Annotated in this window: 24 protein-coding genes; 17 read left to right on the top strand and 7 right to left on the bottom strand. The window is 52.7% G+C overall.

Annotated features, from left to right (window positions below; translation table 11 throughout):
• Positions 1–27: 27 nt before the first annotated feature.
• Genes gatB through gatC form a run of 3 tightly spaced genes read right to left on the bottom strand, consistent with a single transcriptional unit; the run spans position 28 to position 3,280 of the window.
• Positions 28–1,473 carry an Asp-tRNA(Asn)/Glu-tRNA(Gln) amidotransferase subunit GatB gene (gatB, locus tag INP79_RS00910; RefSeq protein WP_194752566.1) on the bottom strand — a complete coding sequence of 482 codons (1,446 nt, stop codon included), beginning with the start codon at positions 1,471–1,473 and terminating at the stop codon, positions 28–30.
• Positions 1,473–2,957: an Asp-tRNA(Asn)/Glu-tRNA(Gln) amidotransferase subunit GatA gene (gene gatA / locus INP79_RS00915; RefSeq protein WP_194752567.1), complete on the bottom strand. Its 1,485-nt coding sequence runs from the start codon at positions 2,955–2,957 to the stop codon at positions 1,473–1,475. Before gatA ends, gatB begins: the two co-directional genes overlap by 1 nt.
• 35 nt (positions 2,958–2,992) lie before the next feature.
• Positions 2,993–3,280, bottom strand: a complete 288-nt coding sequence (gene gatC, locus INP79_RS00920; RefSeq protein WP_194752568.1) for an Asp-tRNA(Asn)/Glu-tRNA(Gln) amidotransferase subunit GatC — start codon at positions 3,278–3,280, stop codon at positions 2,993–2,995.
• 128 nt (positions 3,281–3,408) lie between these two features.
• On the opposite strand from gatC, the gene INP79_RS00925 reads away from it, so the two are divergent.
• The 5 genes from INP79_RS00925 to rodA are packed head-to-tail and all read left to right on the top strand — an operon-like array spanning position 3,409 to position 9,059.
• Entirely contained in the window at positions 3,409–4,452 is a 1,044-nt protein-coding gene (locus INP79_RS00925; protein ID WP_018985380.1) for a rod shape-determining protein, read from the top strand.
• A gap of 29 nt (positions 4,453–4,481) precedes the next feature.
• The gene (gene mreC, locus INP79_RS00930) at positions 4,482–5,561 is read left to right on the top strand and encodes a rod shape-determining protein MreC (protein WP_194752569.1); all 1,080 of its coding nucleotides are present in this window, start codon (positions 4,482–4,484) and stop codon (positions 5,559–5,561) included.
• Positions 5,558–6,034 carry a rod shape-determining protein MreD gene (gene mreD, locus INP79_RS00935; RefSeq protein ID WP_194742474.1) on the top strand — a complete coding sequence of 159 codons (477 nt, stop codon included), beginning with the start codon at positions 5,558–5,560 and terminating at the stop codon, positions 6,032–6,034. The genes mreC and mreD overlap by 4 nt, the downstream gene beginning before the upstream one ends.
• A 3-nt stretch (positions 6,035–6,037) precedes the next feature.
• On the top strand, positions 6,038–7,969 hold the full coding sequence (gene mrdA, locus INP79_RS00940) for a penicillin-binding protein 2 (protein WP_194752570.1): 1,932 nt from the start codon (positions 6,038–6,040) through the stop codon (positions 7,967–7,969).
• Entirely contained in the window at positions 7,962–9,059 is a 1,098-nt protein-coding gene (gene rodA, locus INP79_RS00945; RefSeq protein ID WP_194742476.1) for a rod shape-determining protein RodA, read from the top strand. Before mrdA ends, rodA begins: the two co-directional genes overlap by 8 nt.
• A 35-nt stretch (positions 9,060–9,094) precedes the next feature.
• Here rodA and INP79_RS15420 read toward each other — a convergent pair whose 3' ends face one another.
• Entirely contained in the window at positions 9,095–9,271 is a 177-nt protein-coding gene (locus INP79_RS15420) for a hypothetical protein (protein WP_228519660.1), read from the bottom strand.
• Between INP79_RS15420 and INP79_RS00950 the strand changes: the two genes are divergently transcribed.
• The 11 genes from INP79_RS00950 to INP79_RS01000 all read left to right on the top strand — a co-directional run bounded on the left by INP79_RS00950 (position 9,270) and on the right by INP79_RS01000 (position 21,930).
• Positions 9,270–10,109: a septal ring lytic transglycosylase RlpA family protein gene (locus INP79_RS00950; RefSeq protein WP_228519661.1), complete on the top strand. Its 840-nt coding sequence runs from the start codon at positions 9,270–9,272 to the stop codon at positions 10,107–10,109. The genes INP79_RS15420 and INP79_RS00950 overlap by 2 nt on opposite strands.
• A gap of 96 nt (positions 10,110–10,205) precedes the next feature.
• Positions 10,206–11,303, top strand: a complete 1,098-nt coding sequence (locus INP79_RS00955; protein ID WP_194753794.1) for a D-alanyl-D-alanine carboxypeptidase family protein — start codon at positions 10,206–10,208, stop codon at positions 11,301–11,303.
• A 46-nt stretch (positions 11,304–11,349) separates the two neighbouring features.
• On the top strand, positions 11,350–11,637 hold the full coding sequence (locus tag INP79_RS00960; protein WP_019880868.1) for a YbeD family protein: 288 nt from the start codon (positions 11,350–11,352) through the stop codon (positions 11,635–11,637).
• A 14-nt stretch (positions 11,638–11,651) separates the two neighbouring features.
• On the top strand, positions 11,652–12,266 hold the full coding sequence (lipB, locus tag INP79_RS00965; RefSeq protein WP_194752572.1) for a lipoyl(octanoyl) transferase LipB: 615 nt from the start codon (positions 11,652–11,654) through the stop codon (positions 12,264–12,266).
• The gene (gene lipA, locus INP79_RS00970; protein WP_194752573.1) at positions 12,256–13,251 is read left to right on the top strand and encodes a lipoyl synthase; all 996 of its coding nucleotides are present in this window, start codon (positions 12,256–12,258) and stop codon (positions 13,249–13,251) included. The genes lipB and lipA overlap by 11 nt, the downstream gene beginning before the upstream one ends.
• A gap of 46 nt (positions 13,252–13,297) precedes the next feature.
• Positions 13,298–14,608, top strand: coding sequence for a glutamate--cysteine ligase (gene gshA, locus INP79_RS00975; RefSeq protein ID WP_194752574.1), 1,311 nt, complete (start codon positions 13,298–13,300; stop codon positions 14,606–14,608).
• An 18-nt stretch (positions 14,609–14,626) separates the two neighbouring features.
• The gene (gshB, locus tag INP79_RS00980; protein ID WP_194752575.1) at positions 14,627–15,562 is read left to right on the top strand and encodes a glutathione synthase; all 936 of its coding nucleotides are present in this window, start codon (positions 14,627–14,629) and stop codon (positions 15,560–15,562) included.
• A gap of 110 nt (positions 15,563–15,672) precedes the next feature.
• The gene (locus tag INP79_RS00985) at positions 15,673–16,947 is read left to right on the top strand and encodes a D-amino acid dehydrogenase (RefSeq protein ID WP_194752576.1); all 1,275 of its coding nucleotides are present in this window, start codon (positions 15,673–15,675) and stop codon (positions 16,945–16,947) included.
• 204 nt (positions 16,948–17,151) lie between these two features.
• On the top strand, positions 17,152–19,290 hold the full coding sequence (locus INP79_RS00990) for a TonB-dependent receptor plug domain-containing protein (RefSeq protein WP_370583201.1): 2,139 nt from the start codon (positions 17,152–17,154) through the stop codon (positions 19,288–19,290).
• 41 nt (positions 19,291–19,331) lie between these two features.
• Positions 19,332–20,597 (top strand): ABC transporter substrate-binding protein, encoded by a 1,266-nt coding sequence (locus INP79_RS00995; protein WP_194752577.1) that lies wholly within the window; start codon positions 19,332–19,334, stop codon positions 20,595–20,597.
• On the top strand, positions 20,566–21,930 hold the full coding sequence (locus INP79_RS01000) for a di-heme oxidoredictase family protein (RefSeq protein WP_228519662.1): 1,365 nt from the start codon (positions 20,566–20,568) through the stop codon (positions 21,928–21,930). The genes INP79_RS00995 and INP79_RS01000 overlap by 32 nt, the downstream gene beginning before the upstream one ends.
• Here the strand turns inward: INP79_RS01000 and INP79_RS01005 are convergent, their stop codons facing one another.
• Positions 21,931–22,854: a bestrophin family protein gene (locus INP79_RS01005; protein ID WP_194752578.1), complete on the bottom strand. Its 924-nt coding sequence runs from the start codon at positions 22,852–22,854 to the stop codon at positions 21,931–21,933.
• Between the two features lie 162 nt (positions 22,855–23,016).
• Between INP79_RS01005 and msrB the strand changes: the two genes are divergently transcribed.
• Positions 23,017–23,463, top strand: a complete 447-nt coding sequence (gene msrB, locus INP79_RS01010; protein WP_194752579.1) for a peptide-methionine (R)-S-oxide reductase MsrB — start codon at positions 23,017–23,019, stop codon at positions 23,461–23,463.
• Positions 23,464–23,517: 54 nt separating this feature from the next.
• Here the strand turns inward: msrB and INP79_RS01015 are convergent, their stop codons facing one another.
• Together INP79_RS01015 and INP79_RS01020 are read right to left on the bottom strand one after the other, a co-directional pair.
• Positions 23,518–24,507, bottom strand: coding sequence for a catalase family peroxidase (locus tag INP79_RS01015; protein WP_194752580.1), 990 nt, complete (start codon positions 24,505–24,507; stop codon positions 23,518–23,520).
• 124 nt (positions 24,508–24,631) lie between these two features.
• Positions 24,632–25,084, bottom strand: coding sequence for a MarR family winged helix-turn-helix transcriptional regulator (locus tag INP79_RS01020; protein WP_194752581.1), 453 nt, complete (start codon positions 25,082–25,084; stop codon positions 24,632–24,634).
• Positions 25,085–25,196 lie beyond the last annotated feature (112 nt).

Genomic DNA, 25,196 nt, shown 5'->3' on the forward strand with positions numbered 1-25,196 from the left:
AAGCTGCCATTAAGACAGCATCCCGGTTTAACCCAATTTGGCTTTAAGTAGCTCGTTGACTTGTGCCGGATTGGCCTTGCCTTTAGACGCTTTCATGCATTGACCCACCAGCGCATTAAAGGCTTTCTCTTTACCGGCTTTGTATTCATCGACCATGGCCTGGTTAGCTGCCAGCACTTCATTGATAATCGCTTCAATGGCGCCAGTATCAGACACCTGCTTGAGGCCTTTGGCTTCAATGATGGCATCAACTTCGCCCTCACCGGCCCACAAGCCTTCAAACACCTGCTTGGCCGCATTGTTAGAAATCGTGTTATCGGCAATACGCTTGAGCAATGCCGCCAATTGCGCGGCAGACACCGGGCTATCTACAATGGATTTTTCTTCGGCGTTGAGCTTGGCTGACAACGCGCCCATCACCCAGTTTGCCGCTTGCTTGGGCTCTGCGCCTGCGGCCACGGTCGCCACAAAATAATCGGCCTGACTGCGAGAAGCAGTCAATGTACTGGCATCATAGCTCGACAGTTGGTATTCACTCACCAAACGTGCCTGCAAGGCTTGCGGCAACTCAGGCATTAGCGCTTTTACACGTGCTTTATCCGCCTCAGTGACTTCCAATGGCAGCAAGTCAGGGTCAGGGAAGTAGCGATAATCGTTGGCTTCTTCCTTGCTGCGCATGGCGCGCGTTTCCCCCGTATCCGGATTAAACAGCACGGTGGCCTGCTGGATAGTGCCGCCATCTTCCAATGTTTCAATTTGCCACTGGGTTTCATACTCAATCGCCTGTTGCATAAACTTGAACGAGTTGAGGTTTTTGATTTCACGGCGCGTGCCTAATTTATCAGACCCTTTGGGGCGTACTGACACGTTCACATCGCAACGGAAACTGCCTTCCTGCATGTTGCCATCACAGATCCCTATCCATTGCACCAGCTCGTGCAGTTTTTTGGCATAAGCCACCGCTTCGGCTGCGCTACGCATATCCGGCTCGGTGACGATTTCCAGCAACGGCGTCCCGGCGCGGTTCAGGTCTATCCCAGACATACCTTCAACGGCGCCGTGTACAGATTTACCTGCATCTTCTTCCAGATGCGCCCGCGTGATATTGATCACTTTTTCATAAGCTTCGGTATTTTTAGTCGCAGGCACCTGGATGGTGATTTTGCCTTTACCAACGACCGGCAACTCGAACTGGCTGATCTGGTAGCCCTTGGGCAAATCAGGATAAAAGTAATTCTTGCGCGAAAACACGCTACGTGGAGCCATTTCAGCCTCAATCGCCAAACCAAACTTGATGGCGCATTCAACGGCCTCTTTGTTGAGTACTGGCAACACACCTGGCAAAGCGATGCTCACTTCACAGGCCTGCGTATTTGGATCAGCCCCATAGGTGGTCGAAGCACCGCTAAACTGTTTGGATTTAGTTTGTAACTGAGTGTGGGTTTCCAACCCGATGACGACTTCCCACTGCATTATGCGATTCCTTCAGGCATTTGCGTATGCCAATCCGTGACTTGTTGATAGGCGTGGCCAATCTCCAGCATGCGCGCCTCATCAAAATAATTGCCGATAATCTGCAAGCCTACCGGTAGCGCTTTACCTTCACTATTTTGCGCAAAACCAGCCGGAATACTCATGCCAGGCAAACCGGCCAGGTTGACAGCAATGGTGTACAGGTCTTCCAGGTACATAGCCACCGGGTCACTGGTCTTCTCCCCGGCTTTAAAGGCTGTCGAAGGGGCAGCCGGACCCATGATCACATCACAGTGCTTGAAGGCTTCGACAAAGTCCTGCGCAATCAGGCGGCGGATTTGCTGCGCCTTGAGATAGTAGGCGTCGTAATAACCGGCGCTCAGCACATAGGTACCGATCAGGATGCGGCGTTTAACCTCCGCACCAAAGCCTTCGGCGCGCGACTTCATGTACATTTCCATGAGGTCGTTGTATTCGGCAGCACGGTGACCGTAACGCACACCGTCGTAACGTGACAGGTTGCTCGAGGCTTCTGCAGGGGCCAGTACGTAATACACCGGAATCGACAGGTTATTGTTAGGCAAGCTGACTTCCACAATCTCAGCACCCAGTTTTTTGTATTCGGCAATGGCCGTTTCGATCACTTTGGCCACATCAGCACTCAGGCCTTCAGCAAAGTATTCTTTAGGCAAGCCGATACGCAAGCCTTTGAGCGGCTGCTCGCCAGTCATGGCCGCCAGGCCACGCGTGTAGTCTTCTTTTTCACGGTTAACGCTGGTGGAGTCACGCTCATCAAAACCGGCCATGACGTTGAGCATTAAGGCACAGTCTTCGGCAGATTTAGCCATCGGGCCAGCCTGATCCAGAGAAGAGGCAAACGCGATCATGCCGTAACGCGAAACCAGGCCATAAGTCGGCTTCAAACCAGTAAAGCCACACAAGGAAGCGGGCTGACGAATTGAACCACCGGTATCGGTACCCGTTGCTGCCGCACATAAACGTGCGGCGACGGCTGCGGCAGAACCACCCGAGCTACCTCCCGGTACGCGGTCAAAGTCCCACGGGTTCTTTACACCACCAAAATAACTGGTTTCGTTGGAAGAGCCCATGGCGAACTCGTCCATATTGGTTTTACCCAGGTTCACCGCACCCGCAGCATCAAACTGGCTGATGACATGTGCGTCATAGGGGGAGATAAAGGTCTCCAGCATTTTTGAGCTACAGGTGGTGCGCCAGCCTTTGGCACAGAAAATATCTTTTTGCGCCAGCGGGATACCGGTCAACGGACCGAAATCACCAGTTGCGATGCGTGCATCAGCGGCCCTGGCCTGCGCCAGCGTTTTGTCTTCGTCTATGGTGACATAGGCATTAATGGTCGGGTTAAGCTGCGCCATGCGCTGCAAATAGGCTTGCGTCAGTTCGACACTGGATACTTGTTTGCTGGCCAACTGCTGGCCTAGCTGCTTGAGACTACTGTTAATCATAATGAGAACCGTAAAATCGCGTAGAAAGACCGCTGTTATTCAATGACTTTGGGCACCAGGTAGAGGCCATCCTGTGTTGCCGGGGCAATAGACTGGAACAGCTCGCGCTGGTTGGTTTGGGTGACCACGTCTTCACGCAGGCGCTGCGTCACGTCTTGCGAGTGTGACATAGGCGTAATGCCCGTGGTGTCGACGGCCTGCATTTGCTCGATCAAACCGAGGATGCCAGAAAGTTTGTTCAGGGTTTCCTGCGCTTCGCTATCGCTGACCTCAATGCGGGCCAAATGCGCGATACGCTTGATATCATCTAGATTCAGTGCCATGTCTGGTTAATTGTCTGTAAGATTTTGAAAGCACATCTTAATTTCATGTGCGTTTTGCGCTATTATACCTTGATTTTATGCCGCACTTAGCGAGCAGTTCTAAAGTCGGAAACTTCACAGGATAAAACATGTTCGGTTCACTCAACAGCTACTTCTCCAATGACCTTGCCATTGACCTTGGCACCGCCAACACCCTGATCTACGTGCGTGGTAAGGGCGTCGTGCTGGATGAACCGTCGGTGGTGGCGATTCGTACCGAAGGCGGCCCCAATGGCAAAAAAGTGTTGTTAGCCGTTGGTTCAGATGCGAAAAGCATGCTGGGCCGTGCGCCTGCAAACATTCAGGCCATCCGCCCGATGAAAGATGGTGTGATTGCCGACTTCACCATCACCGAGCAAATGCTCAAGTTTTTTATCCGCAAAGTACACGAATCCCGCTGGTTCTCTCCTAGTCCGCGCATCATTATCTGTGTGCCGGTTGGCTCCACCCAGGTTGAGCGTCGCGCGATTAAAGAGTCCGCCGAGCGCGCCGGTGCCAAACAGGTATTCCTGATTGAAGAGCCGATGGCCGCGGCAATTGGCGCCGATATGCCAGTGGCTGAAGCAACAGGCTCCATGGTGGTGGATATCGGCGGCGGCACCACGGAAGTCGGCGTGATTTCGCTGGGCGGTATCGTTTACGCCAAATCTGAGCGTGTTGGTGGTGACAAGTTTGACCAGGCGATTATCGACTACATCCGCCGTAACTACGGCATGCAAATTTCCGAGCCAACCGCTGAAGCCATCAAGAAAAGAATCGGCTCTGCCTTCCCGGGTTCTGAAGTCCTCGAAATGGAAGTCACCGGCCGCAACCTGGCAGAAGGCTTGCCACGTAAATTCACCATTTCCAGCAACGAAATCCTCGAAGCCCTGACTGAGCCACTGAACTCTATCGTCGGTGCGGTGAAATCTGCCCTGGAGCAAACCCCTCCAGAACTGGGTGCCGACATTGCCGAAAAAGGCATGGTACTGACCGGCGGTGGCGCCCTGCTGCGCGATCTGGACCGCCTGCTGGTAGAAGAAACTGGCCTGCCAGTCATCGTTGCAGAAGACCCACTGACTTGCGTTGCCCGAGGCTGTGGCCGTGCGCTGGAAGAAATGGATAAGCTGGGCAACGTTTTTGCTAGCGAATAATTCGGGGCAACGTTGGCGCGCACCCGATCATGCTAAAAGGCATACACCAACAGCTTGACCCTCAGGAGTCCCCGGCTTTTTTTATCCAGGGACCCAAGCCTTTCTCACGCCTGATGTTTTTTTGCACGCTGTCACTGGTAATGATGGCCGTGGATGCGCGCTTTGATTACCTGAGCCAGGTTCGCCAATGGTTCAGCACCGCCCTGCACCCGCTGGAGGTGCTGGCCAGCGCCCCTAATGAGTGGGGGCGCAACATTAACACCTACTTCACCTCACACAACCAGCTCATTCAGGACAACTTCAAGCTCAAACAACAAGCCTTGATAGACCATGCCGCCTTACAGCGACTGGCAACCGTGGATGCCGAAAACGTACACTTACGCACGCTGCTCGCGGGTGATTTGCCCATTATCCCGCAAGCCACACTAGGCGAAGTGTTGCACATGGGGCGCGACCCGTTCAGCAACATCATCACGCTTAACCGTGGCAGCCGCCATGACATCACCCCCGGACAAGCCGTGGTGGATGAACAAGGGGTGGTAGGGCAGATTACGCGCGTCTATCCATTCACCAGCGAAGTAACACTGATTACCGATAAAAAACTGTCGATTCCCATCCAGATTGAGCGCAACCAGTTACGTGCGATTGCGTTTGGTGAAGGCAAGCGCAACACGCTGGATATTCCATACCTGCCAACCAGTGTGGACATCAAGGTCGGCGACAAACTAGTCACCTCCGGCATTGATGGCGTGTATCCGGCAGGATTGGCGGTGGCCGTCGTCACCCAGATCAAGCAAAGCCAGGACTCGCCGTTTGCCAAAATCATCAGCCGTCCGATTGCAGGCGTCAACAACCATAAACACGTACTCATCCTCAAGATGCCGGATACGCCCGCCATGAACCAGGCCAGCGAAAACCGCCCTGTGCTGCCGCGCAACAATGCGCAGCACCTGGACCAGTCAGTGGTGGAAGTACTGCAAAAAAACAACGCCGCCGTTGATCCGCATCCGGCCACAGAAACACCCGTTTTAGATGCGGCCCCTGCCAGCCCCGACAGTGGCGCAGCAGCAACACCTGATAACACGCCTGCCACACCGGAGCACCCATGAAGCCGGTTAAATTCAGCACATTCCTGTTTACCATGCTGGTCGGGCTTACCTTCCAGCTTTACCCCTGGTCCAATACCGGCATCATTATCCGCCCAGACTTTTTGCTGGTGATTATGATTTACTGGCTGCTGCAAGCGCCCTACCATTGCAACATTGGCTGGGTCTGGTTTGCCGGGCTATTGGTCGATTTATCGACGGGCAGCCTGCTCGGACAGCATGCACTGACCTTTGCAGTGACCGCTTTTCTGGGCCTGATTTACCAGCGCAGGCTGGTACTGTTTAACCGCTGGCAACTTTATTTATATGTCATCTTTCTGTTTGGTGCGCAACGCGCGCTGATTTTGCTGCTGAAACTGTTTGCTGGCGGCGAATTGCCGGACTGGACTTACGGCTTGCCCGTGATTTCCGACCTCATATTGTGGCAATGCATGATTATCTGGTTTGGCGAACTGACCCGCCCGAAGAAGTTATAAGCAATGGGGTATAGTACCGAACTCAAAAACCACCAAAACGAACAGCACAAGTTCCGGGTTCGTCTGGTGTTTCTGATCCTCATGGTCCTCAGCGCATTCTCTGCGCTGCTTGGCCGTTTTTACTACCTGCAAGTCTTCCGCTATGACTACTACCAGACCCTGGCGGAGAATAACCGTATTTCAATTGTCCCGATCACGCCCAACCGCGGCCTGATCTCAGACCGTAACGGCATCATTCTGGCGCATAACTTTTTTGTCTATACGTTGGAAATCACACCCTCCAAAACAGATGATTTGCAGGACACGATTGCCGAACTGGGTAAGCTGGTCGAAATTTCTGCTACCGATTTAAAACGCTTTAAAAAACTACGCGCGCAAAGTCACACCTTTGAGAGCATTCCCATCCGCACCCACCTCAATGAGTACGAAGCGGCCAAGTTTGCCGTCAATCGCTTCCGCTTCCCGGGTGTTGAGCTCAAATCACGACTTTTTAGACATTACCCTTATGGCACGCTGGGTACGCATGGGATTGGCTATATCAGCCGCATCAATGAAAATGACCTCAAGCAACTCAAAGAGAGCAACCAGCTTTCTAACTACAAAGGCACCGAACATATCGGCAAAGCCGGAGTAGAACAGGCCTATGAAGCAGACCTGCATGGCATTACCGGTTTCCAACAGGTGGAGATTGATGCCGATGGCCGCGCTGTGCGTGTGCTTTCAAGCGCGTCCCCCACCTCTGGCAACAATATTGTGCTGTCCATGGACGCCAAGCTGCAGGAAATCGTCGAGCATGAGTTCGCCGGTCGCCGGGGTGCACTAGTGGCCATACAACCTAAGACCGGTGAGGTCTTGGCCATGGTCAGCATGCCATCATTTGATGCCAACCTGTTTGTGGATGGAATTGATTACGACAACTGGAACAACCTGAACAACTCACCTGACAAACCGCTGATTAACCGCTCACTCAAAGGGATTTATCCACCAGGCTCTACCTTCAAGCCGTTTGTGGCATTGGCCGGGCTGGAGTCCGGCAAGCGTCAGCCGCCCTTCACTATCAGCGACCCGGGCTATTTCATGCTGCCCAACAGCCGCCACCGCTACCGCGACTGGAAGCCTTCCGGCCATGGCGCCGTTGATATGCGCAGAGCCATTACCGTGTCTTGTGACACGTTTTTTTATGGCCTGGCCGTTGAGCTGGGGATTGAACGGCTGACGGACTTTGTACGCCACTTTGGGTTTGGCGAGAAAACCAATATTGATATCCAGGGCGAGCTGTCAGGCTTGCTGCCCACCCCGGCCTGGAAGCAAAAGCGCTACAAGCAACCATGGTATATGGGCGAAACCGTCATCGTCGGCATTGGCCAGGGCTATACCCTGGTCACACCTATGCAGCTGGCCTACGCCACAGCCACCTTGGCGAATAGTGGTAAAGCCATCCGTCCGCACCTAGTCAACGCCATCGTGGATGCCAAAACGAATCAGGTCAAGATGCTGCCACACACCGTTGCCGACCAGCTTCCGCTCAATACGCAGAATCTGGATATCGTCAAATTGGGCATGATGGACGTGACCCGTCCTGGTGGCACTGCTGCAGCCGTCGGTGCCAATGCAGGCTATGACATTGCTGCCAAAACCGGGACTGCGCAGGTGGTTGGTATCAAACAGAATGAGAAATACAACGAAAAACTGATCGCCGAACGTCATCGCGATCATGCCTGGTTTATTGCCTATGCTCCGGCAGAAGACCCGAAAATTGCCATCGCCGTCATTGTCGAGAATGGCAGCCACGGTGGCTCGACAGCGGGCCCGATTGCACGCAAGGCCATGGATTATTATTTGCTAGGCAAAGTGCCGGTAGACCCCAATGCAGCCCCCGTGCCTGAAACCACGGTCACCAATGCGCCTGAAGTAGAGGAGGAGCCTCATGATTAGACAATGGATAGGCCACTTTATCCGGCATATCGACTCCATTTTACTGGCCACCGTGCTCATGGTGCTGGTGGTCGCACTGATGGTGCTCTACAGCGCGTCCGGGCAGTCTATGCTCAAAGTCAATGCACAGCTCGTCAATATCGTGGTCATGATGGGCGTCATGTTACTGGTGGCCAACACACAACCACAGCATATAGAGCGTATTGCCTTACCGGCCTACCTGCTAGGCCTGTCCTTGCTGATTGCTGTCGCCCTGGTGGGAGATATCAGCCATGGCGCCAGGCGCTGGCTCAACCTAGGCGTGACCAAAATCCAGCCATCCGAACTGATGAAACTGGCCGTGCCTATCATGCTGTCCTGGTATTTCTCCAAGCGTGAGAGCATGCTGCGTACCGCAGACTATGTGGTTGCAGGGGTCATTTTGCTGGTTCCAGTCTTGCTGATCGCCAAACAACCCGACCTGGGCACCGCCACACTGGTGTTTGCTGCCGGTTTTTATGTCATCTTTTTGGCCGGACTCAGCTGGAAGTTTATTTTTGGCAGCGCCATTGCATTTGGCGCCGCATTGCCAATTTTGTGGTCCATGCTGCACGACTACCAGCGCCGCCGGGTAGAGATTCTGATCGACCCGAGCCAGGACCCGCTGGGCGCCGGTTACCATATTATCCAGGCCACCATTGCCATTGGTTCTGGCGGCAGTACCGGCAAAGGCTGGCTCAATGGCACACAGTCGCAACTCGACTTTGTGCCCGAGAGAACGACCGACTTTGTGTTTGCCGTCTTTGCTGAAGAGTTTGGCCTGGTCGGCTGCAGCCTGTTATTACTGCTATTTACCATTATTATTGGCCGCGCCTTCATTATCGCGTCACAAGCCAAGAGTACCTTTTCACGCTTGCTGGCAGGCAGCATTGCGGCGACTTTCTTTACCTATTGTTTCGTGAACATGGGCATGGTGAGCGGCATTTTGCCCGTGGTCGGGATTCCATTACCGTTGGTCAGCTATGGTGGCACGTCACTATTAACCCTAGGCCTGAGCCTGGGCTTGTTAATGAGTGTGCAATCACACAAACGCCTGGTCGCCACAGATTAGGCGCGTCAATACCGATTAAGGAACTGGATGTTTTTTCACTTGCAACGGTTATGCATCATCACACTGACAATCTGGCTGGCCGCCTGTAGCAGCAGCATGCCGCCGCGGCAGACCGCGCCTTCAACGCCGCCGACAAAACCAGCAGCGAGCAACCCTGCCAACAGCGCACCCATGCCGGCCACTAATGCTCCGGCCAGCAATGGCTCAATCATGGGTGGCCCCAAAGTGATTAACATAGACCCCAAACCTGAAAGTAGCGGCAATGCCACCGATGGCATAGACCCGAATATTCCGCTCGAAACCACCATCACACCTAAGGTGGAGCCGATTGTCAAAGGCACGACCAAGCCGTATATCGTCAACGGTGAAACCGTGACGCCTATGTCTGACCTCAGCACGCCATACACGCAAACCGGGCATGCCTCGTGGTATGGCAAGAAGTTTCATGGCCGCAAAACCGCCAGTGGTGAACCTTATGATATGTTCAAACTGACCGCGGCACACCGTACGTTGCCGATTCCGAGCTATGTACGCGTTACCAACCTCAGCAATGGCAAAACCATCATGGCGCGCGTCAATGATCGCGGGCCCTTTGGCCGTGATCGTATCATCGACTTGTCTTATGCCGCCGCCAAACAGCTGGATATCACCCGCCACGGTTCGGCCCAGGTACAGGTGACATTAATCGACCCCTCGCAGCCATCAGAGAGCACGGCCACAACTGCGCCACCCATAACAAACACACAAGCACTTCCGCAAGAGACAGTGCAGGTCACGCGCACCATTACCACGGCAAAACCATTGTCGACCTTGGATGCAAATGGCGTATATGTGCAGGTAGGCGCTTTCGGCCAGGAAGAGAACGCAGACCGCCTGCAACAGCGCATCTTCAGCGCCCTGCCCGAAACACAATCCATGCTCAACAAAGTGTATAATGGAAAAGTGTTCCAGATAGTTCTGGGGCCTTATCCAGATCACGCATTGGCGACCCAGGCCGCCAACCAGATGCGTGACCAATTGCAGTTACCCGCGCTGATATTTTCGCGCTAGTATTTTCCTGTGAGCTGTTTTCTCATTAAGTTTTTTTCTCGTTAAATGATGACCATGTGGCGTTCTTGTATTGCTTTTCTACTTTCGATTCCTTTGATGACCGTGGCGGCAGAAGCCATCACTGGCAATGTGCCGACCCCAACGCTGGCGGCCAAAGCCTTTGTACTGCGTGATGCCAACACTGGCAGCCTGCTGGCGGCTAATAACCCGGATATGCCGGTGGAACCAGCCTCGCTCACCAAGGTGATGACGGCTTACCTGACTTTTGAGGCGGTGAAGCAAAAACGCCTGGCACTGACACAAACCTTGCCAGTCAGCCAAAAAGCCTGGAAGGTCGAAGGCTCCAAAATGTTTATCGACACCACCATGACGGTGACGGTGGATGAGCTGCTGCATGGCCTGATTATTCAGTCCGGCAACGATGCCGCCATTACGCTGGCAGAGGGCATTGCAGGCAGTGAAGAACTGTTCGCAACCCTGATGAACAAAAAAGCCGCGGCGCTGGGCATGAAAAACAGCCACTTCGTCAATGCCACTGGCCTGCCAGACCCGACCCACACAACGACGGCGCGTGACTTGTCCATCCTGGCCAACGCCCTGATCCGCGACTATCCGCAGGACTACGCACGTTTATACTCACAGAAGTCTTATACCTATAACAACATCACGCAGCCTAACCGCAACCGCCTGTTGTTTATCGACCCGACCGTCGACGGCATGAAGACCGGCCACACCGAATCTGCTGGCTACTGCCTGATTTCTTCAGCCAAGCGTAGTGACTTCCGCTTGATTTCTGTAGTACTCGGCACCACTTCAGATAATGTACGCGCGGCCGAAAGCCAGAAGCTGCTGAATTTTGGTTTCCAGTTTTATGAATCCAAACTGATTTATGCGGCTGACAAAGCCATTACGCGTCAAAAAGTCTGGAAAGGCACCGAAAGCGAAGTTGATTTAACGGTCGCCAAACCAGTCTATTTAACATTACCGCAAGGTGAGTATGCCAATATGAAGGCGAACCTGCGCATTGCCAAACCACTAGAGGCGCCATTAAAAGCGCATCAAACCGTGGGCGCGGTGGACTTTAGCCTGGGTGGCAAAGTGGTGCATAGCGTGCCACTGGTCACCGTGCATGCCGTTGAGGCCAGCAATATCTTCTCACGCATGATCGACCAGGTGCGCCTGTATTTGCAGTAAACCCTTGTTGTCATAACGCTGAACGAACACAAAGGTAGGTGACCCCATGACCCAGCAAGAGCAAACGCCTGCGGCGGAAGAAACCCTGATTGAGTTTCCAACCAACTTCCCGATCAAGGTCATGGGTGAAACGCATGATGACTTCACCCTTGAAGTCACCCGTGTTATCCAGGGCCATTGGCCAGAGTTCGATACGCACCTGATCGAGATGCGTGGCAGCAGCAATGGCAAATACCTGAGTTTGACCTGCCTGGTGTATGTGACCTCCAAACCACAACTGGACGATATTTATCGCAGCCTGACCTCGCACCCGATGGTCAAGGTCGTGCTGTAACCAGCCTTGCCTCCATGCTTGCTCTGCAAATCCGCCAGCTGGGCCTGACTGATTATGCGGCCACGCTGGCTGACATGCAGGCCTTTACCGCAGCACGTAGCCAAGACACCCCCGACCAGCTATGGATCACCGAGCATCCACCCGTCTATACCTTAGGCCTTAACCGCCGGGGGGTACGCCTGCCGCAAAACGACATCCCTGTGGTCAATGTAGACCGTGGCGGCAAGATTACCTACCACGGCCCCGGCCAGCTCATTATCTATTGCCTGATTGATCTGGCACGTAGCCACTTGAATGTGCGGCAACTTGTCTCCATCTTGGAAAACAGCCTGATAGAATTTTTGGCCGCGCATGGCATTGCCGCCGTCGCACGTGCAGATGCCCCCGGCGTGTATGTGGCAGGAAAAAAAATCGCCTCGCTGGGACTACGCCTGAAAAACCAGTGCTGCTATCATGGCCTGAGTTTGAATATAGACATGGATTTACAGCCGTTTGCCGACATTGACCCGTGTGGTTATGCTGGCATGCAAATGACGCAAACCCGGGATTTAAATATCGCGCTGAATATGGCAGAGATCGCAGCAGATTTAACCCAACGATTGAAAGAGAAACTGACGCATGTCAGATAATTCCAACCAAGAGCATCCGGTCAGCGTACGCCCGGCCAAAAAAGTGGCCGGTGTCAAAGAGATAGACGCCGCCAAAACATCGCGCATCCCGATTAAAATCGTGCCGCAACCCATGCTGCGCAAGCCGGAATGGATACGCATGAAAGTGCCAGATTCGGCACGTTTCCAGGAAATCAAACAGGTGCTGCGCGATAACAATCTGCACACCGTCTGTGAAGAAGCCAGCTGCCCCAACATAGGCGAATGCTTTAGCGGCGGCACGGCCACCTTTATGATTCTGGGCGACATTTGCACCCGCCGTTGCCCGTTTTGCGACGTGGCACATGGCAAGCCCTTGCCACCTGACCCGAACGAACCGGAAAACCTGGCGCGCACGATTGCACAGATGAAACTGCGTTATGTAGTCGTGACCTCGGTCGACCGTGATGACTTGCCTGACGGTGGCGCCCAACACTTTGTCGATTGTATCCGCGCCATTCGCGCGCAATCGCCGCAGATTAAAATCGAAATCCTGGTTCCTGACTTCCGTGGCCGCCTGGATGTGTCACTCAAAATCCTGCGTGAAGCGCCGCCGGACGTCATGAACCATAACCTGGAGACCGTACCACGCCTCTACAAACAGGCGCGCCCCGGCTCTGACTACCAGCACTCGCTAGACCTGCTGAAGCAATTCAGCCTGATGTACCCGGATGTGCCTACCAAATCTGGCCTCATGCTAGGACTGGGTGAAACCGACGAAGAGATTATTGAGGTTATGCGTGACTTGCGTGCGCATAACGTCAGCATGCTCACGCTGGGGCAATACCTGCAACCCAGCGTGCACCATTTACCCGTGTTGCGCTACGTCACGCCGCAAACCTTCGACTGGTTTAAACAACAGGCCGACGCCATGGGCTTTGACAACGCAGCCAGCGGCCCGATGGTACGCAGCAGTTATCATGCGGATCAACAAGCCCACGCCGTGATAGAACAACCATCAGCATAAATAGCGCCGACAACCCGGCCCACCAATAACAAGCACAGGAGCAAACATGGTTCCACATTTAACAACGGCTTTGAGCGGTCCACTATACACGCTGGAAAAACGCGTGTTGCAAGCCATGCCGGATATCGAGCACTGGTTTCGCAGCAAATGGCAGGAAATCCCCGCCCCGTTTTACGCCAGTGTAGACCTGCGCAATGCCGGGTTTAAACTGGCACCTGTTGATACTAACCTGTTCCCTGGTGGTTTTAATAACCTCAATCCTGAGTTTCTGAGCCTAGCTGTGCAAGCGGCCCAAGTGGCGGTCGAAAAAATCTGCCCGGACGCACGCCGTTTGTTGCTCATCCCGGAAAACCATACCCGCAATACCTATTACTTGCGCAACGTGGTTGAACTGTGCAATATCCTCAAAGCCGCAGGCATGGAAGTACGCGTCGGCAGCCTGTCACCTGAGATTACCGAAATCACCAAACTGGAAACCCATGACGGCCTGCCATTGATTCTGGAACCGCTGGTGCGCGTCAAAAATCGCCTGCAATTAAACGCGGCTTCGTTTGAAGGCGTGGATTATCCGGCCTTTGATAGCTGTGCTATTTTGCTCAACAACGATTTGTCCGGCGGCGTGCCAGACATGTTGCAAAACCTGGAACAAACCCTGATTCCGCCCTTGCATGCAGGCTGGTTTACCCGCCGTAAATCACAGCACTTTGCCGCTTATGACAAAGTGGTCGACGAGTTTTCGCAATTACTGCAGATCGACCCCTGGTTGCTGAATCCGTATTTTGACATTGCTAGCGGCATTGATTTTCATGCCCGCGTCGGTGAAGACTTACTGGCAGACAAAGTCGATGCTATCCTGAAAAAGATTCAGGCCAAATATGACGAATACGGCATCACACAACAACCGTTTGTCATCGTCAAAGCCGATGCTGGCACGTATGGCATGGGCATCATGAGCGTCAAATCGGCGGATGAAGTGCGCGACCTCAACCGTAAAGCGCGCAACAAAATGTCGGTGATTAAAGAAGGCATGCAGGTGTCTGAAGTGATGATCCAGGAAGGCGTGTATACCTTTGAGAACATCAATGATGCCGTGGCCGAACCGGTGGTGTACATGATGGATCACTTTGTGATTGGTGGTTTTTACCGCGTGCACACCAGCCGCGGCATTGATGAAAACCTCAATGCGCCCGGCATGCATTTTGCCCCTCTCGCGTTTGAAAAACCCTGTACCCTGCCCGACTGTGCGGGCGCACCTGATGCGCCGCCAAACCGTTTCTATGCCTATGGCGTGGTCGCGCGCCTGGCACTGCTAGCCGCAGGCATGGAGCTGCAAGAAAACGACCCGTTGAATGATTAAATACCGCCGAGGCGCATAATGAAACTGCTGTTTATTCTGGATCCGCTGGCATCACTCAAAAGCTACAAAGACACCAGCCTCGCTATCATGCGCGCCGCCCAGGCACGTGGCCACGCAGTCTATGTGTGTGAACAGCACGACTGGCACCTGCAACGCGAAACCGTGCGAGTAGATGCCCAGTCTTTTGCCTTTGTTGAAGATGGCGGTTGGCAAACCGGTGAAAAAACCACGCAAGCACCGCACAGCTTTGATGCCGTGCTCATGCGCAAAGACCCGCCGTTTGATAACGAATACCTCTACAGCACCTATTTACTCGAACTGGCGCAACAACAAGGCGCACGCATCCTCAACGACCCGGCCGCCATTCGTGGCTGGAACGAAAAATTATCGGTGACCCGTTTTGCGCAATTCACGCCACCGTTTATCGTCACCAGCAAACAGGAAAAAATACTGGCCTTTTTGGCCGAACATGAGGACATTATCGTCAAGCCTCTTGATGGCATGGGCGGCAGTGGTATTTTCCGTTTGCGTAAAGATGACCCGAATATCTACGCCATCCTCGAAACGCTGACCCGATTTGAAACGCAAACCATTATGGTGCAGCGCTATATTCCCGAGATTAGCAAAGGTGATAAACGCATCCTGATCATCAATGGCGAACCGCTCCCCTACGCACTCGCGCGCATCCCCAAAACAGGCGAGACCCGTGGCAACCTGGCCGCTGGCGGTAAAGGGGTTGCCCAAGCACTAAGCGCACGCGACCAGGAAATCGCTGAAACTGTAGGCAAAATACTCAAACAACACGGCCTGTTTTTAGTCGGGCTCGATGTGATTGGTGACTATTTAACCGAAGTAAATGTCACCAGCCCCACCGGCATGGTGGAAATTGCCGCGCAAACAGACTGTGACCCCGCCAAGGTGATGGTGGAAGCGCTGGAAAAACTCACGGCCTAGGGCGATAAAAACATAACCCTTACGCAAACTTGATTATCAAGTTTGATAATATGGCTGATGTCATTTAAAACATAAGTGATATCGTCAGTTGCAGTCGTAGGAGTGTCATCATGCGTGTGTTGGTGCTGGGTTCTGGTGTGATTGGTGTAACAAGTGCTTATTACCTGGCATTAAAAGGATTTGAAGTCACCGTCATCGACCGCCAGCCAGCGGTTGGCCTGGAAACCAGCTTTGCCAATGCAGGCCAAATCTCACCGGGCTATGCGGCGCCTTGGGCAGGCCCAGACGTTCCGCTCAAAGCCCTCAAATGGCTGTTTCAACGCCATGCCCCACTCTCGCTCAAACCCGATTTCAGCTTATGGCAACTGCAATGGATTGCGCAATTTCTAGGCAATTGCTCCACCGCGCGTTACGACCTCAACAAATCACGCATGGTGCGCCTGGCAGAATACAGCCGCGACTGCTTGCGCACCTTGCGTACCAATACCGGCATCCAATATGAAGCGCGTAGCCGCGGTACGCTGCAAGTCTTCCGCACACCTAAACAACTGGCCGCTGAAGCTAAGGATATTGCCGTGCTCAGCCGCATGGGCGTGCCTTTTGAGCACCTGGACCCTACAGGCTGCACGCGCATTGAGCCTGCACTGGCGCACGTGCAAGACCAGTTGCTGGGTGGCTTGTATTTGCCCGGTGATGAAACTGGCGATTGCCAGCTATTTACCTCACGGCTGGCGCTAGAAGCACAAACACTAGGCGTGCAATTCAGGCAAGACATCGCTATCGAGCGCCTGATCACACAACAAGGCCAGTTACTTGGTGTAGAAGTTAAAAATGCGCATGGTACCGACACTTTGATGGCAGATCATTATGTGGTCGCCCTGGGCAGCTACTCACGTCAGCTCATGCAAGGATTAGGCTTGAATCTGCCGGTGTATCCAGTCAAAGGCTATTCCCTGACCGTACCGATTATGCATGCTGATGCTGCCCCTGTCTCGACAGTGATGGATGAAACCTACAAAGTGGCGATTACCCGCTTTGATCAACGTATCCGCATAGGGGGCATGGCGGAACTGGCTGGTTTTGACCTGACCCTCAACCCACGCCGACGCCAAACACTGGAGATGGTCTTAAATGGATTATTTCCACATGCAGGGGATATATCACAAGCGTTGTTCTGGACTGGATTACGCCCAATGACACCGGATGGCACCCCTATTATTGGCCAGGCAGATTCCCGCTATCCGAATGTATGGCTGAATACCGGCCATGGCACTTTGGGCTGGACCATGGCCTGCGGTTCTGGCCAAGTGCTGGCTGACCTGATGGCGCATGAGAAAACTGCCATAGAGACGCAAGACCTGCCCCTTTCACGCTACCAAAAGTAAACGCTACACAAATAACCACTCACCCTTCCAAAGCATCATTTTCTTTAGCTTTTCGATATTCCCTATTGGGTATAACGATGCTAAAATCCATGATGGCTTAAGGGGTAAGAAAGATCAACGCTCATCGCGCCACACGCTATTCCCATATGGATATATTGAAGATTTTTCTTATAAAAACAATACTGCAACGAGAGGACAACCATCGTGACAGCGTCACATCAACAAAAAATTGCGGGCATCATCGCTTGTCTGCTGGGAGGCGTCAGCGCTCAGGCGCTGGCAGAAGAAAATAGCGAGATATTCACCTTGGGCGAAATAGCGGTAACTGGTAAGCGCGATTCAGAAAGCCCCCTGGGTACAGCAACTCTTGACCGCGAACAACTCTGGGATTTTAGTAAGAATGGTGTCGCTGATGCACTTAACCTGATTCCTGGCGTAGCCACCACGCAAGTTTCCGGGGCAGGCCGACGTAATGAGTCGGATATTAGCTTGCGCGGTTTAGATCGTACACGTGTTCCGTTGACCATAGATGGCATCCGTCTTTTTCTGCCTGCAGACAGTCGTATCGATTTCGGTCGTTTCTTGACACCCGACCTTTCGGAAATTCAAGTCGCCAAAGGTTATGTCTCGGTCATCAACGGCCCAGACGGCATGGGTGGCGCCATCAATTTGGTGACGCGTAAGCCCGTCAAGAGTTTTGAAGGTGAAGTACGTTACTCAGCGCTAATGGGTGGAAGTGGCCAGCATGATGGTGATATCTGGTATGCGAATTTAGGCGGCAAGCAAGAAAAATTCTATTGGCAAGCCAACCTCCAGCAACGTGACATTGACGGTTGGCGACTGTCCAAGGATTACCGCTCCGAATTACCAACCACTGCGCCTAACTATCAGGGTAGCGGCATTCGTAACTTCTCCGATTCGAATGACTGGCGTGGCAGCCTAAAGCTTGGCTTCACCCCAAACGAAACAGATGAATACTCGCTCAACTATTCCAAACAGAGCGGCGAAAAGCATCGTGCCCCACCCGTACGAGGGAATGATGATGTGCAAACTAGCGGCGGCGTCACTCGTCTCTGGGATTGGCCTGTATGGGATACCAGCAGTTTATATTTTTTGTCTAGCACCAAACTTGACGCCAAAACTTATCTGAAGACTCGCATTTATTACAATACCTTTGATAACCAGTTAGATTTCTATACTGTCGCTCCAGGTGGCGGAAATCGCCTCGGCATCTTGGCGAACTCGAGTATCTATGATGATAATTCTAAAGGGTTTAGCATTGAACTTGGCACCCACCATCTTGCACAGCAAACCCTGAAAACATCGTTACACTACCGTCGTGACGAGCATATTGAATGGAACACGAATCGAACCAACAACTCGGCAGTCGCAGCTAACAACAACCCGCCTGAACCGAAGCAGAGCAATATCGAATCAACTTGGTCATTTGCGGTGGAAGATACCTGGCATGTAACAGAAACAGTTGACCTCGTTGGCGGCATCAGCTTCGACAAACGCGCCCCCACAAAGGCTGAGGATTTTACCGCTGGCGCCATGGTCAACTACCCGCTGATTGATAACAGTGCGACAAACTACCAGGGGGCTGCAATCTGGCGCTATCGTCCAGGTGGCAAAGCACATTTCTCGGTTTCTGATCGTACGCGCTTTCCAACCATCTTCGAACGTTACAGCACTCGTTTCAACAGTGCGTCCTCAAACCCTGGTCTCAATCCTGAACGCGCAAACAATATCGAACTCGGATTTGAAGATACGCTGCTGCCAGGCATACGCGGAACTGCCGCGATCTTCCATAACAAAATTAAGGACTATATCCAGTCGGTACCACTGGACCTCAATGGAAACGGAACCATCGACAGCAACGAGAACCAGAACCGTAATGTGGGTACAGCCACGATCAAGGGTATAGAACTAGGGTTAGTAGCCTCGGTACGGTCGACACTCGAAGTAGGTGGTAATTACTCTTGGATAGACGCCGAAATTACACCTCCGCCAGGCACGGTTACCCTGTATCCTTATCTGGCGACACCCAAAAACAAAGGCTTCCTCTATGCAAAATGGAATCCAACAGACAAATGGAACATTGTGCCGAGCTATGAGGTTGCCGACAGCCGTTGGTCACAGCAGCTTGGCGGAATTGCTGGGCCAAGCTTTGTGAAAACGGGCTCCTATGACTTACTGAACCTCAAGGTTGATTACATGATCGTTCGCAACTGGGCAGTGTCTTTTGCTGCCAATAATCTGCTCGACAAGAATTATGAGTTGTCGGCAGGCTATCCTTCTCAGGGGCGTAACTTCCTGTTATCAAGCCGTTACCAATTCTAATCGGTCCTATTGCCATGACTAACCGCCACCACCTTGCAAAAATGTTCAAAAAACTACTGCTGGGGGGTGGCCTGCTACTGGGCAGCTTAGTCGCGACCGCCGCCGACAAGGTGGTGGTCATGACCAGTTATCCGCAGGAAATGATTTCACAATTTGAAGCGGCTTTTGAGAAGGATTTTCCACAATACCGGCTGGAGGTGTTGTGGAAACAATCGAATGACGCGTTCAGCTATCTCAGCCAACACCCGGGCGAAGTGGATGTCTACTGGACGCCTTCACGGCAAAACTTCAGCCGACTGGCAAAACAAGGGTTGCTGCAAAAACTGGACCCGGTATGGATACACGCGCCTGCCAGTTTGCATGGTACCTTGCTCAATGACCCACAAGGTTTTTATGCCGCGACGGAAATCGCCGGCTTGGGCATGGTGATTGCGCCAACTGCATTGGATAAAGCGAAGCTTCGCCAGCCACAAGACTGGCAAGACCTCACCAATCCAGCGTTGCAAGGCATGATTGCTTTTCCCCTGCCGACAAAAGTCGGGTTTGCAGCGGGTCTGATTGATGCCATGTTACGCGGGAAATCCTGGACAGACGGCTGGGCCATGCTGAGCAAAATTGTACTAAATGCACGTTTTATTGATAACGGCGCCACGTTTATCACAGACGAAGTGGTTGCCGGACGCGCCACGGTCGGCATTACCATGGACTTTTTTGCTGCCTCAACCATTGCCAAAGGCGCACCGCTGCAATACGTTTACCCGCCTATCGTCGCCTACTCCCCGGCCCATGTCGCCATCATGCAAGAGGCACCTCACCAGGCTGCCGCTGAAGCATTTGCACAATTCACGCTCTCCCCTAGCGGGCAGCAATTACTGTTTGCGCCTGATATCCGCAAATTGCCTGTAGACCCTAGCGCCTATGCACACAAACCACAGGGCTACTTTACCCCCTATGCCGCCCCCGCGCTCAAGGACGAGCATGTACGCGATGTGGCTGAACAAAACATACTGAATGCTTTTTTTGAAGCCAACCTGGTCAAACACCAGGCATTGCTGCAATCGCTGTTTGTGAATATCACTTTTGCGCGCCATTTGAAGCGTGATCCAGACAAAATCAATGACATTGAGCGGCAACTGCTGCAACCACTGCTGGCAGAACCAGCCTTATTCACTGCTGAACATCTGGCCGCATTCCAGGCGGCCCAACCCAGCGAGCGCGAAAGCTTGACCAAACAATGGGGCGAGCTGGCAAAAGCGCGCTACCAGGCAGCGGCCAATGCATTACAAGCGTTACTGGTTAACCAGTAAGACCATGGTCACTTTTGGCATGAGGCTGCTGCTATGTTGGCTATTCAGCCAGGTAGCCATGGCCCAAGAAGCGACCATCCCACATCCACCACGCACGGCTGATGCCTATACATACCCTATTGCCAGCCTCACAGACACCGCGGCTTTGAATACATTCCAGGCCGGGCGTACCCTGTTTCGCCAGGTCTGGACGCTCCACGGCAGCGAAGATAGCCGCTTTAATGGTTTGGGTCCGCTATACAACCGTTTTTCCTGCGTGGCCTGCCACCCCGGCAATGGCCGTGGATTTGCACCGGATGGCCCACATCAATCTATGAAAGCCATGCTAGTCAGGCTAGGCACTCCGGGCCCACAGAACACCTCGCTGCCGCATCCAGTCTATGGCGACCAGTTAAATGAGTTTGCGGCACCCGGCGTTGCCAGCGAAGGGATGGCGCAGATTGACTATGAGCCACTGACGGTGACTTTTGCCGATGGTGAGAAAATTCTTTTGCGGCGACCCAAGCTCAGCTTCCGCGACCTGGCGTATGGCCCGCTTGATGCAGTGCAAACCTCTGCCCGTATTGCGCCGGCAGTGTTTGGCCTGGGCTGGCTGGAGAATATCAGCGAGGAAGACATTTTACGGCAGGCTCAGCGCCGTAAACCGGCAGGCATTGGCGGTCGGCCAAACCGGGTGTGGGACATTGCTCAGCAAAAAGTGGTGATCGGCAAATTTGGCTGGAAAGCCAATGTGCCCAATTTACGACAACAGATTGCCAGCGCTTTTCATGGTGACCTGAGCATTACCTCTAGCCTGTTTCCACATGAGAATTGCAGCGCACAACAAGCCGCTTGTCTTGCGCAAACCCGCAAATCCCCCGAACTCTCAGATCAGCAATTAGACGATATCCAGTTTTATTTAAGCATGCTGGCCGTGCCGCCACCTGCCCTTGTTACCCCCGAAATCACGCGTGGGTCTGCCTTGTTCAAACAAGTACAGTGCATTGAATGCCACACAGATCAATTGCACAGTGGGCCAAACTTGGCCGCACTCAAGCAGCAGCGCTTAAGCCCTTATACTGATTTGTTATTACATGATATGGGGGAAGCGCTGGCAGACCAGCGGCCGGATTTTATCGCCACTGGCCGTGAGTGGCGCACCCCGCCACTATGGGGCATAGGCTTGGCAAAAGCCGTGCATGCCAATGCTGGCTTTTTGCATGATGGACGTGCACGCACCTTACAGGAAGCAATCCTATGGCATGACGGAGAGGCCGCGACTGCCAAAGAGCGTTTTCTGCACCTGAACAAAGAAGAGCGTGCTGCCTTAATCAGGTTTTTAGAGTCACTTTAGCTACATCAGCACAAAGTCTTTAGGCAGCGGTGAAGGTGGAATATCACTCTCACGTAACGCCTCTTTGAGGTCGATTTCTATCATATCGGTCAGGGCATTGATCGGTAAGGCATTGGCGCCCAAAGAAAAAGGTTCTTCCAGCTCATTACCCAAGGCGTCGAGGCCAAACAGGGTATAAGCTGCCAGCGCGGTCACAAACGGCGTCGCCCAACCCAGGGTATTGGCAAAACAAAACGGGAGCAAAAAACAAAAGGTATAAGCGGTTCTATGCAGCAACAGCGTATAACCAAACGGGATAGGCGTATTCTGGATACGCTCACAAGACGCCTGCGCCAGCGCCAACCGCTGCAATAACTCATCCAGCATTTGAAACTGAATCACCTCAATTTTTTGGTTGCGCAAAGCTTCTACCAGTAACTGTTGCATGGCCCGCAAAATGACTTCTGGCGGGTTGCGGCTGGTACGCACGGTCTGATAAAGTGCCTCTGGCAGCATGGCCTGTAGCTTGAATGATGAGCTGGCCGGACGTAGCTGGATCAACAATGCGTGCGCATAGGCAATGCCATATTTCAACAGGCTTTGGCGCTGGCTGCTGATCGCGCCACCTGGCTCATCCAGCACCACACTTAAACGCCCCAGACTTCTGCAGGTCAGTACAAACTCCCCCCAGATTTTACGTGCCTCCCACCAGCGCTCATAACAGGCATTGTTTCTAAAAGCGAGAAAGATGGACAAGGTGATTCCCAGCAAGGCAAATGGCCCGCCATCAAATTTAGGCAACCAGTCTGGCCTGAAGGTATACACCGACACCACCGCCGCAGACAAAGTCGCTACGAATACCAGCAGCGGCATGATTCTGAGCACAATCGAGCCTTTAATGATGAAAAACAGCTCAAACAAATGTGGTCTGGATCTGACGATCAAGGGAAGCCTCCTGCCTGGCGAACCATTGCGATAATGTTATACTCGATAGTCTGTAGTCTATCTGCCAGTGCCGCACCTGTATGTTTGAAAAAGACAGGGGAAACCACTGGTTAAGCATTTTTTGTCGTCTGCGCCGTGCATCATCGCTAATGGATTAACATCATGTTGAAATGGAAAGATATTCTCAAACTCGCCAGAGAAGGCAACCTGGCACCTGATCACAAATTACAAAAATCCATACGCGCCTGGCGCGAAATTCTGGATGATGAAGTATTTGCGATTACCCGCCTGAGTGCGACCGAGCGGCCGTTTTCTTCTGAAATGTGTGTCGCTTTTACGCCGGGGCGCTACGCCTGTACCTGCTGTGAGCAAGTGCTGTTTGATTCAGGGCAGAAATTTGAATCCGCTTCTGGCTGGCCCTCATTTGACCAACCGTTGGCCAGCAATGCGATTGCCTACTTTGCTGACGAGAGCCACGGCATGCAGCGCGTTGAAGTGAAATGTAATGTGTGTGACGCACATCTGGGGCATGTGTTTCCAGATGGCAAAACCGAAAGTGGCTTGCGTTATTGCATTAACGGTAAAGCCATTACGTTTGTCGCCAATTAAACCACAAAAAAATGCGCGGCCTGACACCCCGGCCGCGCAGGACTCACTTTAAGATTAATGGGCTAAACGCCTGCCGAAACTCACGGCATAAGCAGTTGGCCGTGCCAGCAAGATAGGATCCTGGCTAGGCGCAATACCGTCTGTCAGTTGCAGCGGGTTAAACATAATCGGTTTTTCTGCAGCTTTGCTGTCTGCGACCGCTTTATTTAAAGTCAGCGTACCCAGCTCTACCGTTTTCCGGCTGTCTGGCCATACCACGGTCGCATTGTTCACCTCATCCCCTGGCTCAGCCAATTGAAGCAACAGCTTATATTGCACACCTTTGGCCTGCACGCGCTCAACAATGTCTGTCATCAGGTAGTCGGGGGCCGCTTTATCAGCAACTTCCTGACTTAAATATTGTGCGCCAGCCACCGGCACAATCTGGTAGCGGCCATACACTGCCTTACCCGCTGCATTGGTAAACTGAAATGCATTCACCCCAAAAAATGGCTGCGTGGCAAAACTCACCGGCGCTGGTTTGGGGGTGGTGACAAATTTAAGCGCTGCCGGATGTGATCCTAAAAACTGCTCCACCGGGCTAGGTTTAGCCGTGCTACCTTGTGAATCACGTACCGCATTGAGCAAACCCAAAAAGTCCTCAGGCGTGGCAGCCGGAAAACCATTCACAGAAATACTCACAATGTCTGTCGCTGTGCCATCTGGCAATTGAAAGCGGATGGCGATGCCTTTAGGGAAAGCATTGCCATTCGCATCGGGGATATTAGGCACACCAGTGGCATTAGAAAAACGCACCAGTACTGGCAACGCTTTCTGGAAATGCGCGGCCTGGCTAATCCCGGCTGCCTGTGCAGTCGGCGTAAATGTGCCCTCCACCATCACGCCCTTGGCATGGTTGGCGCGATAACCAGCATGCGGCCCACCAGACAAGGTCGTTAACGTATTCACCAGCTGTTCGGTCACCGGTGTATCATCCGCCAGAGCTGGATGGGCTGCGGTGAGTGACGCGGCAAATAACAGACTGACAACGGCGCTTAATTTCATCTTCATTCCCTTCGGTTAAAAAATGTTCCCATTAAAAAATAATTTCTAGGTTGATAACGCAAAATTAAATCGTGCACTACTTAAATGTCAAAAAAATGAAACCCCTGTTTTTAGGCCCTGAGGCTCAGGCAACGTGCTGAATCAAATGATTGCGCAGGCTATTGAGGCGCTCACGTAACGCACCCAGCTCCTCCAGTGAACAGCCCATGGCACACAGCATGTCATCCATAATGCCTGCTGCTTGCTGGCGCAGTTGCCGCCCTGGCTCAGTCAGGCAAATAATCACCTGGCGCTCATCCTGGCTAGAGCGCACACGCTGCACCAGTTCCGCCACTTCCAGTCGCTTTAACAAAGGCGTTAAGGTGGCTGAGTCGAGAAACAGTTGCTCACCAATATCACTGACGGTGCGCTGATCGCCTTCCCACAATACCAGCATGACCAGGTACTGTGAATAAGTGAGATCCAGCTTTTTTAACAATGGCCGGTAAACCTTGTTAATCGCCAGCGACAGCGAATATACCGAAAAGCATAATTGCTCTTGTAATACCGGTGTTTTATTTTTTACTGGCTCATTCATATGTTTCGATTATAAATAGCACACTATTTAATAGCAATAGATTTAAAACTTATTTATGAAAATAATTAATCACATAGTGAACAATAAAATTGGCTTTTTTATGCATTCTGAT

It is taken from the genome of Methylophilus sp. QUAN (assembly GCF_015354445.1).
GTDB lineage: Bacteria > Pseudomonadota > Gammaproteobacteria > Burkholderiales > Methylophilaceae > Methylophilus.

Coding starts and splice junctions, on each gene's coding strand:
- msrB (WP_194752579.1), top strand. CDS start 23,017: ATGTTGAAATGGAAAGATATTCTCAAACTCGCCAGAGAAGGCAACCTG.
- INP79_RS00960 (WP_019880868.1), top strand. CDS start 11,350: ATGACCCAGCAAGAGCAAACGCCTGCGGCGGAAGAAACCCTGATTGAG.
- INP79_RS01020 (WP_194752581.1), bottom strand. CDS start 25,084: ATGAATGAGCCAGTAAAAAATAAAACACCGGTATTACAAGAGCAATTA.
- INP79_RS01000 (WP_228519662.1), top strand. CDS start 20,566: ATGCATTACAAGCGTTACTGGTTAACCAGTAAGACCATGGTCACTTTT.
- lipA (WP_194752573.1), top strand. CDS start 12,256: ATGTCAGATAATTCCAACCAAGAGCATCCGGTCAGCGTACGCCCGGCC.
- INP79_RS00995 (WP_194752577.1), top strand. CDS start 19,332: ATGTTCAAAAAACTACTGCTGGGGGGTGGCCTGCTACTGGGCAGCTTA.
- INP79_RS00925 (WP_018985380.1), top strand. CDS start 3,409: ATGTTCGGTTCACTCAACAGCTACTTCTCCAATGACCTTGCCATTGAC.
- gatA (WP_194752567.1), bottom strand. CDS start 2,957: ATGATTAACAGTAGTCTCAAGCAGCTAGGCCAGCAGTTGGCCAGCAAA.
- INP79_RS00985 (WP_194752576.1), top strand. CDS start 15,673: ATGCGTGTGTTGGTGCTGGGTTCTGGTGTGATTGGTGTAACAAGTGCT.
- mreC (WP_194752569.1), top strand. CDS start 4,482: ATGCTAAAAGGCATACACCAACAGCTTGACCCTCAGGAGTCCCCGGCT.
- mrdA (WP_194752570.1), top strand. CDS start 6,038: ATGGGGTATAGTACCGAACTCAAAAACCACCAAAACGAACAGCACAAG.
- lipB (WP_194752572.1), top strand. CDS start 11,652: ATGCTTGCTCTGCAAATCCGCCAGCTGGGCCTGACTGATTATGCGGCC.
- gatB (WP_194752566.1), bottom strand. CDS start 1,473: ATGCAGTGGGAAGTCGTCATCGGGTTGGAAACCCACACTCAGTTACAA.
- mreD (WP_194742474.1), top strand. CDS start 5,558: ATGAAGCCGGTTAAATTCAGCACATTCCTGTTTACCATGCTGGTCGGG.
- rodA (WP_194742476.1), top strand. CDS start 7,962: ATGATTAGACAATGGATAGGCCACTTTATCCGGCATATCGACTCCATT.
- INP79_RS15420 (WP_228519660.1), bottom strand. CDS start 9,271: ATGATTGAGCCATTGCTGGCCGGAGCATTAGTGGCCGGCATGGGTGCG.
- gatC (WP_194752568.1), bottom strand. CDS start 3,280: ATGGCACTGAATCTAGATGATATCAAGCGTATCGCGCATTTGGCCCGC.
- INP79_RS00955 (WP_194753794.1), top strand. CDS start 10,206: ATGACCGTGGCGGCAGAAGCCATCACTGGCAATGTGCCGACCCCAACG.
- INP79_RS00950 (WP_228519661.1), top strand. CDS start 9,270: ATGGGTGGCCCCAAAGTGATTAACATAGACCCCAAACCTGAAAGTAGC.
- gshA (WP_194752574.1), top strand. CDS start 13,298: ATGGTTCCACATTTAACAACGGCTTTGAGCGGTCCACTATACACGCTG.
- gshB (WP_194752575.1), top strand. CDS start 14,627: ATGAAACTGCTGTTTATTCTGGATCCGCTGGCATCACTCAAAAGCTAC.
- INP79_RS01015 (WP_194752580.1), bottom strand. CDS start 24,507: ATGAAATTAAGCGCCGTTGTCAGTCTGTTATTTGCCGCGTCACTCACC.